The sequence below is a fragment of the Mesorhizobium sp. M0991 genome, assembly GCF_040318915.1.
Lineage (GTDB): Bacteria > Pseudomonadota > Alphaproteobacteria > Rhizobiales > Rhizobiaceae > Mesorhizobium.
Genome location: NZ_JAMYNE010000044.1, coordinates 1 through 17,204 on the forward strand (window position 1 = coordinate 1; position 17,204 = coordinate 17,204).

The window sequence follows — 17,204 nt, forward strand, 5'->3', positions numbered from 1 at the left end:
GATGTCCAGGGTCAGCGAGTGCGCCTTGAGGGCGAGATGGTTATGCATCTCATCTCCAAGGCCCCATCCCACTTCGAGATGACATTTAGATCATGACAGGTTTGGAGCGGATCCCTCAGGATTCGGTATGCAGCACTTTCGCAAAAGTTGTACAGCCATACGAAGGTGAAGAACTATAGTATTCATCCCGCCTTCCAGATTGATCTGTGGAAATTCCGGCTTGCAGTCTGAAACAACTCCCAAGGCTCCAACCGGAAGCCTGGGTCGGTGCCCCATTGAGGATGGGGTGCCGACCTCCTTTGAAATTTAAGCACGAGGTGACCCGCCATGACCGACGAGGAGATCATCCTTTCCGAACTCTCCGACGACGAGTTGGTGCAGCAGATGCATGACGATCTCTATGACGGACTGAAGGAGGAGATCGAAACAGGCACCAACATCCTTCTCGATCGCGGCTGGCAGCCCTACGCCGTGCTCACGCAGGCGCTGGTTGAAGGCATGCGCATCGTCGGAGAGGATTTCCGCGACGGCATCCTGTTCGTGCCTGAAGTGCTTCTGTCCGCCAATGCAATGAAGGCCGGCATGTTCATATTGCGTCCGCTGCTTATCGCCACCGGGGCGCCGAAGCAAGGCAAGATGGTCATCGGCACCGTCAAGGGCGACATCCATGACATCGGCAAGAACCTCGTCGGCATGATGATGGAGGGCGCCGGCTTCGACGTCATCGATCTAGGCATCAACAATGCCGTCGAGAAATATATGGCAGCGATTGAGGAGCATAAGCCGGACATCGTCGGGATGTCGGCGCTGCTCACCACCACCATGCCCTACATGAAGGTGGTCATCGACACCATGAAGGAAAAGGGCATTCGAGACGACTATGTCGTGCTGGTCGGCGGCGCGCCTCTTAATGAAGAATTCGGCAAGGCCGTCGGCGCTGACGCCTATTGCCGTGACGCGGCGGTGGCGGTCGAAACCGCCAAGGACTTCATGAAGCGCAAGCACAACGTGCGCGGTTGATGGCCGCGGCGCCCATCCTGTAAGACGGTGGTGCCAACGCGGCCGCTCGATGTTGATCATCATCAACGAGGATCTATGACCTTATGAATGCGCCATTTTCAGCGGGAGACCGTTCGCGGATCGTGGGATGGAATCCCAGCCGGAAGGTGATCGACACTCAAGACGTGTACCGACTGGTTATCCTTGCACTTCCCGGATTTTCGCTACTCAGCCTTTCATCCTTCGTGGATCCACTGCGCCTCGCGAATTCCATCTCCGGCCGATCCTTCTTCGAGTGGACGATTGCAAGCTTGGATGGCCAGCCGGTTGAATGCGCCAGCGGGTTCATCCTGTCGGTCGACAGCGATTTTGCCAGCACTGGAGGATGCGTTCAGGCCGGCAAAGGGCCAAGCATGGTCATTGTCTGCGCCGGGGAATGGGTCCAAAAGCAGACGTCGACGTCCCTCAGCAAGATTCTTCGGCTTTGCAAGCGGCAGGGGGTTCCAATCGCGGCGTTGGGCACCGCGACATGGCTGCTGGCGGAAAGTGGGTTGCTCGACGATAGCGCATGCACAATCCATTGGGACCAAAGGGCCGCTCTCTCTGAAAAATTTGACCGCCTCCAGGTGACCGACCGGCTGTTCGTTGGTGATACTCACCTCGTCACTTGCGCAGGAGAGTTCGCCTCCTTTGACCTCGTGATGGAGCTAATCAGCGAACGCCTTGGCAGAGACACCGCATTGGCTGTCTGCCGACATACGACTGCCGGACATTGGCGCCCTGCTTCGGATAGACAACGGACCATCAATGCTGGTGAAACCGGCATCTGCAAGACGATGGAAGAAGTCATTCGGATCATGGAGGAGCACATTGAGGACCCGCTGCCCCTCCGCGACATTGCAAAATGCGTCGGTCGTTCGCAGCGTCAGATCGAGCGGCTCTTCGCACGATCCGTGTCGTCATCGCCAATGCGCTACTACCTGCATTTGAGACTTAGCCGCGCTAAGCGTCTCATTGGGCAAACAGAGTTGCCGATTGTTGAGATCGCGATCGCCTGCGGTTTCGCATCCGCCTCGCATTTTTCGAAATGCTTCCGCGAAGCGTTCGGCGCCAATCCCAGTGCCTGTCGAGGCTGACCTTCGCTCGGCGACTATGAGCATCATAGCGCGAATCTCGGATGAATTGATCTTATGTCGGTCGATATTTTTTCCGCCTTTAGCAGCTAGCGAATCCGGTCTTAGATCCCTTCCAAGCCTAAACTACCTGGGAACGCTTCGCATGTCCTCGTTTTCGATCGTGAACAACAAAATTGATCCTACGCGAGGGGCGACAGCGCTGAAGCCGGATGGGAGCATCGATGACAACGATCGAGTGGAAATCGGACCGACCGATGTCGCCTTCGCAGAGTGGGCAGCGCTAGGCCTCACCACACCGAACCTTGAGCGGATGCGCAAGACCCGGCTTAACCGGATTGTTCAGCAACTCCGCCAAAGGGACTATGCTGGCGTGCTGTGCTTCGATCCGCTGAACATACGATACGCTTCAGATTCCTCGAACATGCATATCTGGATCATGCACAATCCGTCCCGAGCTGTGTTCGTTTCAGCCGATGGATATGTCGTTCTCTGGGACTTCCATCGTTGCAGCCACTTGTCGACATATCTGCCGCTCATCAACGAAATCCGGGATGGCGGCGCTGGCTTCTACTATTTCGTCGCCGGGGACGAAGAGGAAGCAGTCGCCAAGGACTTTGCCGGACAAATCGACGAACTTCTGCGCCGCTTTGGCTGCAACAACCGACGTCTCGCCGTCGACAAGATCGAGATCCCCGGCCTGCGTGCGCTGGATGCACTCGGCATTGAAGTCTACAACGGTATGCAGCTTATGGAGCATGCTAGGGCGATCAAGGGGATTGACGAAATCAATGCGATGCGCTGCTCACTCGCGACCTGTGAGATTGCCGTTGCCAAAATGCGAGAACGTTTGCAGCCCGGCATAGCTGAGACGGAATTATGGTCAGTGCTCCATGCCGAAAACATCGCACGCGGCGGCGAGTGGATCGAAACACGCATTTTGACTTCCGGCCCGCGCACGAATCCCTGGATGCAAGAAGCTGGACCGCGCCGGGTAATGTCAGGAGACCTCGTCGCCTTCGACACCGATATGGTTGGACCTTACGGCATGTGTGCGGATTTCTCCCGCACCTGGCACTGCGGTGACAGCCGGCCCACCGACGAACAGCGAAGGCTGCACGCCATCGCGTACGAGCACGTGGCTGCAAACATGACCATGCTAAAGCCGGGCGTCTCGTTCACCGAACTCACGCAGCGCAGCCACAAGCTTCCGGCGGAGTTCGTCGAGCAGCGATATGGCGTCATGATGCATGGCATCGGACTGTGCGACGAATATCCAGCAATCCTATATCCGGAGGACTTTATCCGTGGCGCATTCGACTACGTCCTCGAGCCGGGAATGACCCTGTGCGTGGAGGCCTACATTGGCGCAGTTGGTGGGCGCGAAGGCGTGAAGCTGGAAGAGCAGGTGCTGATCGTCGAAAACGGCTTTGAAAACCTCACAAAATGCCCGTTCGACGCGGCTTTGATGGTGTAACAACGGACACTGATTATCCGGTTTTTCCGGCGTCGTTGTCGTACAATCGAGCGCGCCCATCAGAAGTCGATCTCGCCGATGCGGTTTCAGCTTGACGATCCCAACGATCGATCTGTCGAGGGCACGCTCGCAGGCGATTGGAACCATATGCGACGTATCGATGTCCTTGAGCCAGTAATCCCACCAACGCAGCGCTTCCGTGAGCCAATCTACCGCAGGTCCAGGATCGCCCTCGTTGGGATATTGGTGTCCCCACGGGCCGACAAGCCCTTTGCGCGGGCACTTGAGGTTGGCAAGCATGCCCGCAACCGTGCAACAATAAGGATCACTCCAGCCTCCCACGGCATACACGGGACATTCGATGCTGGCATAGTCTTCACTAATCGACCCGTGCTTCCAAAATGCGTCTCGGTGCTGGTGTGCCAGCCAATTCATGGGATAGAAGTCAAATTGGAGAGACACTCGACCCACTGTCGCGCCAGCGGTCACCAACGATCGAGGGATCGGGCGGAAGCCCGCAATAAGCCGCCCAGCGGACACCCCATTCAAAAATCATAGCATCGTTAATTACGCCACCGGTGTAATGCGCGTCGTCGGTATAGCGGTCGTCGGTCGAGCAAACCGTTATGATCGCCTTGAGTTCAGGTGGACTTCGAGCAGCCACCTGTAGGGCGCTAAAACCGCCCCAGGCAAGTCCAAACATTTCGACCCTGCCGGTACACCAGGGCTGCCTGGCAAGCCACGCGATGATCTCGGCACCGTCATCCTGCTCCTGTTTAACATACTCGTACTGCGGCAATCCCTCGGAATCCCCCGATCCCCGGCCGTACACAAGTATATCCATAGGTAGCTAAGTAGGGGTGCATGCTTTCATCAAATAGCCGGTAAGAATCACGCTTTCGGTAAGGGATATACTCTATCAGCGCTGGCACCGGACTCTCCTCGGCATCCTCCGGCAGCCACATGCACACCGCAATCTTGGTGCCATCGGACATTGGAATCCAGATGTTCTCGATTTCGCGCACCCTTACGTGGACCTGTTCGTCCCCCGGCCTGTGGGGTTTGGGGGCTAAACGTCGTAGTGCTCAAAAATGTCCTTGCATTGTTGCTGCTAAGAAGCGCCGCGTTCACGTCTTGAGGAACCATGCCCATTACAGAGCCACGATCGTTCTTCTTTGTAATGCCCATTCAAACTACGTCCCTTCCATTCAACAATACAGGCGATCGCGAAGTCGAATGGTTAATCGCGCTGCTTCAAGTTGACCTCGCAGCGGTCCATCGGGCGTGCGACTTCTCTGCTGGGATGTGCTCCAGCGGGAAATGGCACCTGAAGCTGTGCTCCAGGTTCTCAAGGCTTACCGAAGATTGGGGGAAAACGTGGCTACAGATATCCTGCGCGTAGCAACAGCGCGTGTGGAACTCGCAGCCGGATGGTCGCCTCATCAGACTCGGGACCTCGCCCTTAAGCTCGATTCTGTTCAGCACCGCATCCGGGTCAGGCTCGGGGTTGGCCGCAAGCAGCGCCTCGGTGTAGGGATGATGCGGGTGCTCAAAGATACGCTCGGTCGAGCCGACCTCAATAAAGCGACCTAGATACATGATCGCCATGCGATCGGTCATGTGGCGCACGACATTGAGATTGTGCGAGATGATCAGGATCGCCATGCCGAGTTCGTCCTGAAGCCGCGCGAGAAGATTGAGCACCCCGCCCTGCACCGAGACATCGAGGCCTGCTGTCGGCTCATCGGCGATGATCAAATCGGGTTTGAGCGCAAGGGCTCGCGCGATACCCACCCGCCGGGCCTGACCGCCGGAAAGCTGATGGGGATAGCGGCGAGCAAAATCCGCCGGCAAGCCGACCATCTGAAGCAGGCGCTCGGCTTCGCTTCCGGCATCGTGATCCTTTAATCCATGGATGCGAAAAGGCTCTGTCAGGAGCGATCGAACCGTCAGCCTCGGCGAGAGTGAGCCGATCGGATCCTGGAACATCATCGCAATGCGCCGCAAGTACGGCTTGCGTTCAGCCCCGCTGAGCTCCTCAATTTCCTGTCCGTCGAAGCTGATGCTGCCGCTCACAGCCCGCTGCAAGCCGATTATCGTGCGCGCGATGGTGGATTTGCCTGAGCCGCTTTCACCGACAAGGGCGAGTGTCTCGCCCTTGCGGATTTCAAAGGACACACCGCATACTGCGTCGATGAAAGGGGCTTTTGTGCCGGTGGCAAGTGCTTTCAGCGGACCCATGGTGCGGAAGCGGACGCGCAGGTCCTCAACCCGAAGCAGCGCGCTCATGCCGAAACCAACCGCTCTTCGTCGAGGAGATGGCATCGGGCGACATGGTCGAAGCCGATGCGGTACTCGACCGGGTTCTCTTGCACACAGCGGTTGGACGCATGTCGGCAACGTGTGCGAAAGATACATCCTACCTTGCTGCCCAGCAGACTGGGCACCTCGCCGGGTAAGGTTGGCAAAGTGCGTGTGCTTTTTCGGATCCGCCCCGGGTCGCAATCAAGCAGAGCACGCGTATAGGGGTGAGCAGGATTGTGGAAGATGTCCCGGACCGCTCCCTCCTCCACCACTTCTCCCGCATACATGACGGCGACCCGGTCGCACAACTCAGCCACCGCGCCGAGGTGGTGGGATACAAAGAGAATCGAACAACCAATTTCTTTCTGCAAATCCTTCAGCAAATGAATGATCTGCACTTCCAGCGTTGCATCGAGTGCAGTAGTTGGCTCGTCTGCGACGAGGAGAGCGGGTTTCACAAGAAGTGCCATGGCAATGCATACGCGCTGACGCATGCCGCCAGAGAAGTGATGCGGATAGGCGCCAATACGACTTTGCGGATCGGGAATTCCGACCCGGTGAAGCATCTCGAGGGCACGAGCGCGCTTTTCACTCCGGCTTCCCTGTTCGTGGTGCTGGATATCGATCATCTGGCTCTCGATAGTCCGCACGGGATTGAGTGCGGTCATCGGGTCCTGGAAAATCATCGAAAGACGATCGCCGAGCAGGCTCCGACGCGCTGGAGCGGGCATTTTGAGCAGGTCTCGACCTTCGAACACGATGCTGCCGGTTGTGACATCCGAGTTTTCAGAAAGCAGGCCCATCACTGTATTGGCGAGCGTCGACTTCCCGGATCCGCTTTCGCCGACTATGCCAACCACCTGTGCGGCCGGCACGTCGAGCGAAACGTTACGCAGGACATGGATGCGCCCACGCGGTGTACCGAAATCGAGATTTAGGTCACGGATTTCAAGACGCGGCCGTGCGGACGTACGCTGGATCAGATCGTCGCGTCTCATAGGTCTTTCCGCAGCTTGGGATCAAATATGTCGCGCAGCGCCTCACCCAGAAATGTGAAGCCTAGCGTTGCGAGGATGATTGGGATGCCGCCAGCGATCACGAGCCAAGGGGTCTGGTTTATATAGTTATAGCCATCGTTGAGGATCGCTCCCCAGTCGGGAGTCGGCGGACGCACGCCTATACCTAGAAAACTGAGACCTGCCGCCCATGTGACGACTGCCGGCACGTCCATGCTCACGAGAATGAGAAGCGGACCGATCACGTTGGGCAGCATGTGCACGGCGAGGATGCGCGTCGTTCCGGCGCCCATGCTGCGCTCTGCGGCGATGTACTCACTGCTTCGAAGCGCATGTGTCTGGGTGCGCACGATACGCGCATAGATCGGCATGGAGGCTATTGCGATAACTAAAATGAGGCTGGCCAAACTGGGTCCCAGCAGCGCGATGATGGCCAGCGCGAAGATGATGCCGGGAAACGAGCGGATCGTATCAAAGACAAGCAGGAGCAAATTGTCCAGCCAGCGCGGCCCGAACCCCGCGATGAGACCAAGCACGAGGCCGACCGCCAGCGCACTGCCAATGGAGGCGAAGGCGACGAGGAGAGGGATGCGGCCGCCCATCATGACGCGCGAGAATGTGTCGCGGCCCAGTTGATCGGTGCCCAGGAAAAAAAGCCGTGAAGGGTCTGCCAAACGCGGCCCGACCATGATGCGGATCGGGTCATGCGTGACGATGAGCGGCGCAAGGATCGCGCTCGCCATCACGAGCACGACGAGCACTGCTCCGAGCACACCCAGACGGTTCTTGCGCAATTGCCGGAGGAAGATACGAAAGGCGCCGGCCCCCTGCCCTTCGTTGGCTTCAGCGCCGATGGCTTCAACGTTCGCCATGTTAGAGCCCTTCGCGGGTTCGTGGATCGAGGGCTGCATTGACTAAGTCGGAAAGCGTCGTTGCGATGACGACAATGAAGGTCGTGACGAGCACGGCGCCCATCACGATCGGGTAGTTACGGGTATTGACCGCGTTCACGATCAGCGAGCCGATGCCAGGTCTTGCGAAGATCACCTCGACAAAAACGGAACCCGAGAGCAGCGACCCTAGGCCCACGCCGAGGATGGTCACGGTCGGCAGGATCGCGAGCGGCAGCGCGTAATTCGCGACGATGCGCCATTCCGAAATCCCGAAGGAGCGAGCCATGCGTATGTGGTTTTCACCCAGAGTCTCGAGCATCGATGCGCGAACCAGTCGGGAGATGTAGCCAACCCAGCCGATTCCGAGAGCGAAGCTCGGCAGGATGAGATGGACAAGTCTGTCCCAAAAGCCATTGCCAGCCCCGATGGCTGGCAACCATCCGAGGGCGACGGCGAAGATCAGCAGCGCGTAGACTGCCATGACGAAGGAAGGAATGGCGATCGTGCTGACGGCCACGACGCCGACGACCTGGTCGATCACGGAGTTGCGCCGCATGGCTGAGTAACAGCCGAGAGGCACGGCAACCGTGAACGCCGACAAGATTGAGACCAGGCCCAGTTCGATCGTATATGGCAATTGCTCGAAGACGATATCGCCAACAGGTCTCTGGCTGAATACGTCGAAACCGAGATCGCCGTGGAGCAGCCCTCCGAAGAAGAAGGCGAGCTGCACGGCAAGCGGTCTATCCAGCCCCATCTGCTGATGAAGCCGCGCTATTAACTCTGGCGTCGCGTGTGGGCCGAGCAGAACTACGGCAGGGTCGCCCGGCACGGCATGAATCATCACGAAGAGAAGTGTCACCGCGATCACAATAATTGCGACCGCGAGAACAGTGCGTTTCAGGAGATAGAGCCACACGGTTCCGGATCCGATCGCTCGAGCCTAAACCGGCTGGAAATCGATATACAATGGTGTCCCGTCCGGGCGCATTGCCGCCTGCATTTGCGCGGTGCGATACATGACCGGAGTGGTCTCATTGGTCAGGAACCGGAAAGCGCCAGACTCCTCCATGAGGTCCTGCATCTCCTGGTAGAGCTTCGTCCGCTCGTTCGGATCGCTAATGGAGAGTCCCTTGGCGTTGAGCTCGTCAAAGCGCTCGCTGCGGAAGCGTTGCCAGTTCCATACGCCCACTTGATCTTGCACGAACCAGGTCACATAATCATACGGATCCGGCAGACCGGAGAAGGTCATGATGAAGAGCTGCAAGTCCTTCCAGCGATCCCCCTCCGATTCCATGCCGAGCGACCAGAATGTGCCGGAATCCCGGAGATTAACCTCGACCGAAATGCCGATCTGGGACAATTGCGCTTGCACCGTCTGGGCTATAGTTGAATTAACGCTTTCGTTTCCGCAATCGATGCTGAAGGTTAGATCGCTCACACCGGCCTTTTCCAGAAACTCCTTGGCCCTTGCAAGATCGCCTTCCGGCGGGACGAGAGTCTTGGCGCGATGCCCGACAACGCCTGGAGGAATAATGCCTGTCGCCGCAGTCGACTGGCCGGCATACGCAGCATCCAGAATCTGCGGCACATTGATCGCCCATTGGATCGCCTTGCGGACATTGATATCCTTCAGTTTGGGATGATCCATATTAATGCCGATCCATGCGTACCGAGTCGAGGCCCTTTCCGCGATCTCGGTGTTGGCGGGTGGATTGCTCTTGAGACCCGCGAGCGAATCCAGACCGATGACTGTGAAATCGACGTCGCCCGCCTGATAAGCGCGTTCCGCTGCCTTAACGTCGTCGATCGGCAAGATGCGGATTTCGTCAAAGCCTGGCTTCGGGCCCGACCAGTCCGGATTGCGCGTGAGAAGTGCATATTGATTAGGTTTCCAGTCGGCAAGCACGTAGGGACCAGAGAACGCTGGCGGCTTCACACCGAAATTACCGCCGTCCTTGGTCTTCATTACCGCATCCTCGGAAATGATTTGGCCTACGGCATAAGGTAGCGGAACGAGCCAAACAGCCGCAAATGGCGCGTTGAATACGATAACGCCAGTATAGTCATCCTCCAACTCGACGCGATCGAACGAGCCCCAATGCGGCTTGATGGGTGAATTGAGCTTGATCACGCGCTCGAAGGAGAATTTGACGTCCTTGGCCGTCAACTCGCCGTGACCACCGCTGAACTTAATGCCTTTTTTCAGGCGAAAGCGGATATGCGTGGGGTCAATCTGCTCGATCTTTTCTGCTGCCTCCAACTCCCAGCCCCATTCGGAGCCCGGCTTGTAGCGCGTGAGCTTCGAATAGATGCAGTTCATCAGGTCTACCTCCGCGGCTTGTCCGACGAAAGCGGGATCCAGTGTGATGAGGTCTCCATTGGAACGCACCTTGAGCACCTTGCCTTCGGCTGCCCAGATGACTTGCGACAACGGCAGGCTCCCAGCGACTATACCCCCACCTAGCACGGCACCGGACCTAAGAAAGGTGCGACGGCTTACACTTTGCATCATATCCTCCATGGTTGGTCCCCCTTTTGCCGGGCGACTTGCCGAAAGGCGGCCTGCGACATAGTTGCGGCCGCCTCACTCGGGCCTTTATTTTCCGTTCGAATACACGATAGGGTGGTAGAGTCGCAGACGGAAAAGATAGCGCCTGGTATAAAACTGATTCATATCGAAGCTTCCTGGTCTGTACCGACGCGCTCTTTCCTTCGGAAATTGCCGAGATCGTGCGCAACCCCATCGGCTGGTCCCGCTTGGATCGCATCAATAACGCCACGGCCCAACGCGCCAAGCGGCGGCGCCAGCGTACAACTGGCGAGCCCACGCCGGTCGTGGGGCGAACAAACTCGATTTCAAGCTTTAGCGGATGGCGGCGTCGCTACGGCAGCTGGGTGTGGGGCACAGTAGCAGGATCATCCCCTCGCTTTGGCGCTGGAAGGTTCGCTGGACCTCTCGTAGTGTCGCTCCGGAGTCGTGTTTCCTCTATGCGAGCGCCGCGATTCCGAGCCCGACCTATGCTTCTAGAGGAATTCGATGTCCCGGTAGTCGCGCTGGTCAGAGGCCGAGAAGCGGCCCCATCGTGATAACGTCGAATATTAGATACCCGGCCGTAGTGTTGTAACTTCGCGGGCTTGATGCACGAGCGCAGGCATGTGCCTAGGCGGGTCGGGGGCACGCTATTGGACTCTGCAAGGCAATCTTGAAGAGCCTTGAAATGGATGGAGACGTTTCGCACGCCAACATGGACGGATTATCTTCGTCTTAATCATCGCCTCACCGAGCTGAACGACCGTGTCCTCCGATTGCGCGCGAGAGAGTTTCCACCCTAAATGATTTCAGTTGGGCGGCCGAGCAAGCTCTCCCAGTAAAGGCGAGCTGTCGACGCGTTCTCCCCGGCATGAACTCCTTCCAAATGTAAGGCGCCATCAAAGAATGAGCTGTCGCACGGGGACTCCCGCATGTCGACAAAGCGCCCTCGCCATCGAGAGCGCCGCGTCGGCAGCCTAACTGAACGCAGGGGTGAAGCCGCCGATCAGATCGCTCCCGGATGAGAAATCCGCCCCAACTAGCTGTCGATAAGCTGGACTACTGCAATGGGCATCTCGAAGGTAACTGATGAGATCCAAGTTGCCTCCCTTGTCCTGCCGGATACCGTCGTCACGATTTCCGGCAGCATCGAGCCTGCTGTCTGCTTTCTTAAGCTCGAAGTGGCAATTGATTTAGACAAGATGTGAGTAGTGGTCAGGGGTGGCCGGCCCGAGCGGGACCAACTCGGGTACTGGTCAGTTGAGATCGCGAGCGAACTCCTTCACGTCGTCCCGTTCAAGGAAAAGCTTCTCGCCTTCCTGTGCGACGATATGTGTCTCGATGCGCCATACATCGCGCAGCGCGCGGACGGTGGCCGAGAGCGCAATGTGGACGTTCCAGTCACCACGGATGTAGGACTTTTCCCAACTGGAGGTGCCGCGCGCCGAGATTGGATCGTCGGGATGCATGGTAAGTGTGTCGGTGTGCTTGGCCGAAACGATCATCCCGGTATGTGGATGCAGCACGGTCCCGGTGTCGCTCGCGAGGCGGAAAGTTGTTTCGCCCGTAGCTTGGTTCGTGGTTACCTCGCGACAGAAAGGTTGACCAGGCTTGATGACCTCTCGTGCCATCGGCCCTGCGCTTTCGGGCTCCATAAAGGGCGCCAGTTTGGAGTCTAGAGCATTCGCCTTGCGCACCGGCAAGATCAACCTGCTGGCGGCACAATGTATAGCGAGAGTTGCCTTCTCTGGACTAGGAAACACGATAGGCCAATGGCTGGTAGCGACGGCGAGCCTTATGCGTTGCCCTTTTTCGAAGCGCTGTCCGCAGGACCGCAGCTTCATGCGTATTGCTTCCGCTTTACCGGGTGTCATTGGTGTCAAGTCAAGGTCGTCGTGCCGATGAGTCAAGTTCAGAATGCCATAGCTGACGCGGGCAGCTGCGCCGTCTTCAAACACCAGCGAAAGCGTGGCCGACAGGATAGCCACCGGCTTGTCGGAGGAGAGGGTCACCTCAAACTCCGGGAAGCCGAGAAGGTCTACCGCCTCCGTAAGAGGCTCGGTTTCGAATACCAAGGCGTTTCCGGCTTCCATGCGCTGGTCGACCGGCAGGTCCGGCACCACGCCATAGGCGCACCAAACACCGGACGATAGCCCCGCGGTGGACGGCGAACAGATCGTGAGGACAGCGTCGCTGCCATCTCCTTCGCTAAGACGACCCGGTGAGAGTGCCAGCCGCCGTTCGACAATGCCCGGCGCCGGCCAGGAGGGCTCCGCGATCCAACGGCCTGGCCGATCGCCGTAGATGGCGGCGGGCGGCAATGGATCCTGCAGCCAGGCGCGCAACGTCGGTTCGTCGGCAACGCCAGTGTCGATGCCCTTAAGATACTGGTCCCACCAGCGCAGGCATTCCTGGAGGAACCCAATGCGGGGCCCAGGCATGGCGATGTTCGGGTACTTATGAGCCCAAGGGCCGATCAGGCCCTTGCGCGGTCCCGGCAGGTTCTCGAGCATGCGGAAGATCGCGTTGGGATAGGCGTCCGCCCAGCCACCCACGGCATAGACAGGAATCTCAATGTCGGAATAGTTCTCGCAGATGGAGCCGTGCTTGTAGAAATCGTCCCGGCGCTGGTGCGCAAACCAATCTTGCAGCCAGATGCCGTTGCCGTTCAGCCGCTGCTCCCACATCTCATGCCAGCGTCCCCCCACAAGCGCGGGATCGGGTGGGGTCATGGCGATCGCCCAAGCTGCCGCGCCCCACATCAAATTCTCGCACATAAGCGCGCCGCCGAAATAGTGGCATTCATCACTGTATCTGTCGTCGGTCGAACAGAGCGAGATTACCGCCTTGAGTGCTGGCGGACGGCGGGCGGCAACCTGCAGGCCGTTGAAGCCACCCCAGGAGATGCCAATCATACCTACGCTGCCCGAGCACCAGGATTGCTGGGCCAACCATGCGATCACGGCCAGACAGTCGTCCTGCTCTTGCTTGAGATACTCGCCTTTGCAGACGCCTTCGCTATCGCCCGAACCGCGCATGTCGACGCGCACCCCGGCGTAGCCATGGCCGGCGAAGTAAGGATGGGTGAGCGCGTCGCGCTCCGCCGTTCCGTCCCGCTTGCGGTAGGGAAGATATTCGAGGATCGCAGGTACCGGGTCGGCTTCTGCGTCCTCCGGCAACCAGATGCGGGCAGCAAGCTTCACGCCGTCCGGCATCGGTATCCAGACGTTCTCGATCTCGCACACTTTTCGGGGGAAGTCGGTGACGACGCGGATATCATCCATGGTGCGATCCTTTGATGCGCTCGCGCCCGCGGCACGAGCTTCGACGATTGAATAGAAATGGCAGGGGAACCGGCTGGCGCCACTGCCCCGTCGCAGGGGTACTCACTCGACGGGCAACAAGTGAGGAAATCGCAGCTGGAAGGGGTTGAAACGAGCGAAGGCACCGCAGCGTTAGCGAGATGCGGTCGTATCCGATCTGCCAAGTACAGCGCCAGCTTTGAGAAAGTGCGAGGGCTTATACTTTCCACTGCTGGGTAGTTCCCACTTTTGCTGCCCGACTTGCCGAAGGAGACGGCGCCGCAGTTGCGCCGGCTCATGCTCATCCTCCATTTTCCTCTTAGAATAGACGATGCGGCGGTGGTATCGCAGGCGGAAAAGATAGCGACTGGTATAGAACTAATTCATATCGAAGCTTCGTGGTTAGACAGTACCCTCGACAGATTCGGTCGTTTCTTCGAGCATTTTCGAGACCGCGTACAGCCCCATCGATCTCGCCTGGATGCAGGGCCAAAGGCGCTAAGCGACGGGGGCCGAAAAGCCGTTCAGACGGATCGTGCCGCAGGGGCGACTACCGCGCTTTGCTGCATCGCCTGAGGCGCCATGTCTCCTGCTCTGATTTCTTCGATTGCAGGAGCGGCATTTGCGCTCGCATGCATATCTGGATCATGCACAATCCCTCTCGAGCTGTGTTCGTATCGGCCGATGGATACCTGGTTCTCTGGGATTTTCATCGTTGAAGTCACCCGTTAACTTATTAGCCGCTCATCAATGAAATCCGGGATGGGTGGGGCCGGCTCTTACTGTTTCGTCGCCGGCGATGAAGAGGAAGCGGGTGCCAGGGGCTTTGCCTGACAAATAGGATCTCGGCCTGCGGGCGCTCGATGCGCTTGGCATTGAAGTGTTCAACGCATGCAGCTCATGGAGCATGCCAGCGCGATCAAGGGAATTGACGAGATCAATGCGATGCGCTGCGGTGGGTACCTGCGAAATTGCGGTTGCCAAGATGCGCGAGCGTTTGCGGCCAAGCATAGCCAGACGGAATTAGGGTGGGTGTTGCACGCCGAAGACATTGGGCGCGGAGTGGATCGAAACGTTTCCGGTCCGCGCACAACCCCTGGATGCAAGAAGCTGGCCCGCGCCGCATTACGCCGGGGGACCTGGCTTCGACGCCGATATGGTCGGGCCTTACGGCATGTGTGCCGATTTCTCCCGCGCCCGGTACTGTGGCGACGGCGGTCGCCCCAGCGAAGGTTGCACGCAATTGCTTATGAGCACGTGATGACGAACATGGCCACGCTAAGGCCTGGCGTGTCTTTCACCGAACTCACAGAACTCAGTCACAAGCTCCCTGCAGAATTCGTCGAGCAGCGGTAAGGGGTCATGGTGCACGTTATCGGGCTTTGCGACGAATATCCGGCCATCCTTTATCCGGAAGACCTCATCCCGGGACTATGTGCTCGAACCGAGGTTGAAGCTGTGCGTGGAGGCGCACGGCGGGGGCCGTGGCGTGCGAGCATGAGGCTGGAGCCCCGACTTGCCGAACCGCCAAGCTGTCCCAACTGGCGTCCGCGCGGATCAGTGAAGCGCGTTCATGACGCGCAGCCAGAACTTGGCGCCCTCGGTCTGCTCGATCCAGATGCCGAGAATCTCCTTCGTGCCGTCCGGCAGGATGCCGAGGGCGATGTAGACGGCCTTGTTCCCGACGAAGCCCTCGTCCCTGATCTTGACCCGTATGGCATCGAAGAAGACGAGCGGATATACCGCGTCCAGCGGCCGATCCTGCCACTCGGCCACTTCCTCCAGGACCGCATCGGTAACCGCCGAGATCAGGTCCGGCGACACGTTGATGCCGTAGAGCTCCTCCAGATGACCGCTGATCTCGCCCACTGTCATGCCGCGCGCGTACATGGAGATGATCTTGTCATCGAAAACGGGAAAACGGCGCCTTATTTGGCGATCAGCTTCGGATCGAAGGTCCCGGCCCGGTCGCGCGAGATCGACAGCGTCATCTTCGACGTGCCCGTCAGCACCGACTTCCCCAAATGGCCGTTGCGGCGATTGACGCTGCCGTCGGTGCGTTCGTCCTCAAGGTGCTCGTCGAGTTCAGCGTTCTGAATCCGTTCCGAAAGCGCCTTCTTCAGGTCATCGAGCAATCCGTCCTTGGCAAACACCTCATTCGGATCGCGGCCGGCAAGCAGTTGGTCCAGAAGGTCCTTCTCGATAGCATGTGATGATTCTCTCCTTTCCATCATCATGGCCTCGCGCACAGAATTCCTGACACTCCCTAGGCTATTCCTTCTCACCAAGGTTGGAAAATGGTGTAATCGACCACTTGATTAAGTCGACGGCCCGCTGAAGTATCGCCTCAGTCCGAGCAAGGTTGGGTGAACTGGCGATGACATGTCCGATCAAGTCTTCCCAATCGCCTTTCCTGACGATCGCCGTATTGGGTTCAAGATACAACTTGACCTTGGCGACGCCAGGTATAGCAGCCGCCTGACTGTCGCCATCTATCCAATCGAGCGTGCCATCGCGTTCAGGAACTAGGAAACGCGCGGCCGCAGTTTCTGAATAGCTTCTGCGCAAATTCCATTCGTCACCGATCACAAGCTTGATATGCTCGGTTATGAGATCAACACCGTAAGCTAGCTGAACCAGTTCAATACCGGGCGAACCCGCAAGACGTGGATTGACTTCGATGACGACCGGGCCACGCTTCGTCCACCGGAATTCAACATTGGATGGCCCCCAGCCAAGCTTGAGAGCTTGCAAACAGCTCAGCGAAACATCTGCGATACGATCGCGCTGTTCATCAGTCAGCGCGGCCGGAAAGGAGCACTCACGATAGACGAAATGCGGTGCGCCGCCGAAGTCAAGGGCGGCAATCCCAATGATCTCATCTCCCATTATGTCAGCCCAATAATGGGGGCCTTCTGCAAATTCTTCGACCATTATCCTTGGCGACGACGGCCATACGTGCTTGCCGCCCAGCAGATAGTTGGTATGTTCGGCCAACTCATCGAGACTGCGGCACAACCTGACGCCCGTGCTGCCGCCACTGTCTACGGCCGGCTTTAGAATCACGGGCAGGCCGATCTCCGCAGCAGACCTTTCTACGTCCGTCGCATCCGTTGCTAATTGATAAGCAGGCATCGGAATGCCGGCATGAGCTAGGAGCTTGCGTTGGGTGAACTTGTCGCAGCATCGTTCAATCGATGTAGGATTCGGTCCCGGTAAATCGAAATGCCGGCAGAGCTTGCCGACCGTGGCATAGATCGATTCCTGGGCGCTGGTAATGCCAGCAATGTCGTAGGTCGTATGCAATCGGGCACATTCGCGGATCAGCGCATCGAGATTGGCTGTATCGACACGGATTGCTTCACTGCCTTCCGCCGCGAGATACTTGTGGTGAGCTGGATCAGCCGAAAGGGTAATTGGATGAAGACCAAGACGTTGGGCCGCTTGGACGAACAGCGGTCCATTGCTCCTTGTGCCTTCAAGTAGAACGAGCGCTCTTCTTTTCATTCGCTGTCGACTCCTGGATAGGCTGCTGTACGGTGGTGCC

Annotated in this window: 11 protein-coding genes and 3 pseudogenes; 4 read left to right on the forward strand and 10 right to left on the reverse strand. The window is 58.2% G+C overall.

Going from position 1 to position 17,204, the window contains the following annotated elements; all coding sequences use genetic code 11:
• Window positions 1-327: 327 nt before the first annotated feature.
• The 3 genes from NKH70_RS32220 to dddP all read left to right on the forward strand — a co-directional run bounded on the left by NKH70_RS32220 (window position 328) and on the right by dddP (window position 3,609).
• Window positions 328-1,020, forward strand: coding sequence for a cobalamin B12-binding domain-containing protein (locus NKH70_RS32220; RefSeq protein WP_353027192.1), 693 nt, complete (start codon window positions 328-330; stop codon window positions 1,018-1,020).
• A gap of 83 nt (window positions 1,021-1,103) precedes the next feature.
• Window positions 1,104-2,135: a GlxA family transcriptional regulator gene (locus tag NKH70_RS32225; RefSeq protein WP_353027193.1), complete on the forward strand. Its 1,032-nt coding sequence runs from the start codon at window positions 1,104-1,106 to the stop codon at window positions 2,133-2,135.
• Window positions 2,136-2,277: 142 nt separating this feature from the next.
• Window positions 2,278-3,609 (forward strand): dimethylsulfonioproprionate lyase DddP, encoded by a 1,332-nt coding sequence (gene dddP / locus NKH70_RS32230; RefSeq protein ID WP_353027194.1) that lies wholly within the window; start codon window positions 2,278-2,280, stop codon window positions 3,607-3,609.
• 300 nt (window positions 3,610-3,909) lie between these two features.
• Here the strand turns inward: dddP and NKH70_RS32235 are convergent.
• From NKH70_RS32235 to NKH70_RS32265, 7 genes and pseudogenes are all read right to left on the reverse strand, one after another.
• Window positions 3,910-4,044: pseudogene (locus tag NKH70_RS32235) on the reverse strand (CocE/NonD family hydrolase); the annotation flags it as partial.
• A 10-nt stretch (window positions 4,045-4,054) separates the two neighbouring features.
• A pseudogene (locus tag NKH70_RS32240) lies at window positions 4,055-4,604 on the reverse strand (CocE/NonD family hydrolase).
• A gap of 259 nt (window positions 4,605-4,863) precedes the next feature.
• A complete protein-coding gene (locus NKH70_RS32245) occupies window positions 4,864-5,898 on the reverse strand; it encodes an ABC transporter ATP-binding protein (protein WP_353027195.1) in 1,035 nt (344 codons plus the stop codon).
• A complete protein-coding gene (locus NKH70_RS32250; RefSeq protein ID WP_353027196.1) occupies window positions 5,895-6,911 on the reverse strand; it encodes an ABC transporter ATP-binding protein in 1,017 nt (338 codons plus the stop codon). The genes NKH70_RS32245 and NKH70_RS32250 overlap by 4 nt, the downstream gene beginning before the upstream one ends.
• On the reverse strand, window positions 6,908-7,801 hold the full coding sequence (locus NKH70_RS32255; RefSeq protein ID WP_353027197.1) for an ABC transporter permease: 894 nt from the start codon (window positions 7,799-7,801) through the stop codon (window positions 6,908-6,910). Before NKH70_RS32255 ends, NKH70_RS32250 begins: the two co-directional genes overlap by 4 nt.
• Window position 7,802: 1 nt before the next feature.
• The gene (locus NKH70_RS32260) at window positions 7,803-8,741 is read right to left on the reverse strand and encodes an ABC transporter permease (RefSeq protein ID WP_353027198.1); all 939 of its coding nucleotides are present in this window, start codon (window positions 8,739-8,741) and stop codon (window positions 7,803-7,805) included.
• 24 nt (window positions 8,742-8,765) lie between these two features.
• A complete protein-coding gene (locus NKH70_RS32265) occupies window positions 8,766-10,256 on the reverse strand; it encodes an ABC transporter substrate-binding protein (RefSeq protein ID WP_353027199.1) in 1,491 nt (496 codons plus the stop codon).
• A 1,166-nt stretch (window positions 10,257-11,422) separates the two neighbouring features.
• Between NKH70_RS32265 and NKH70_RS32270 the strand changes: the two genes are divergently transcribed.
• Window positions 11,423-11,563 carry a hypothetical protein gene (locus NKH70_RS32270; RefSeq protein WP_353027200.1) on the forward strand — a complete coding sequence of 47 codons (141 nt, stop codon included), beginning with the start codon at window positions 11,423-11,425 and terminating at the stop codon, window positions 11,561-11,563.
• Window positions 11,564-11,611: 48 nt separating this feature from the next.
• Here NKH70_RS32270 and NKH70_RS32275 read toward each other — a convergent pair whose 3' ends face one another.
• From NKH70_RS32275 to NKH70_RS32285, 3 genes and pseudogenes are all read right to left on the reverse strand, one after another.
• Window positions 11,612-13,639 carry a CocE/NonD family hydrolase gene (locus NKH70_RS32275; RefSeq protein WP_353027201.1) on the reverse strand — a complete coding sequence of 676 codons (2,028 nt, stop codon included), beginning with the start codon at window positions 13,637-13,639 and terminating at the stop codon, window positions 11,612-11,614.
• 1,581 nt (window positions 13,640-15,220) lie between these two features.
• Window positions 15,221-15,888 (reverse strand): annotated as a pseudogene (locus NKH70_RS32280) (IS256 family transposase); the annotation flags it as partial.
• Between the two features lie 40 nt (window positions 15,889-15,928).
• Window positions 15,929-17,164, reverse strand: a complete 1,236-nt coding sequence (locus NKH70_RS32285; RefSeq protein WP_353027202.1) for an ATP-grasp domain-containing protein — start codon at window positions 17,162-17,164, stop codon at window positions 15,929-15,931.
• Window positions 17,165-17,204: the final 40 nt, after the last annotated feature.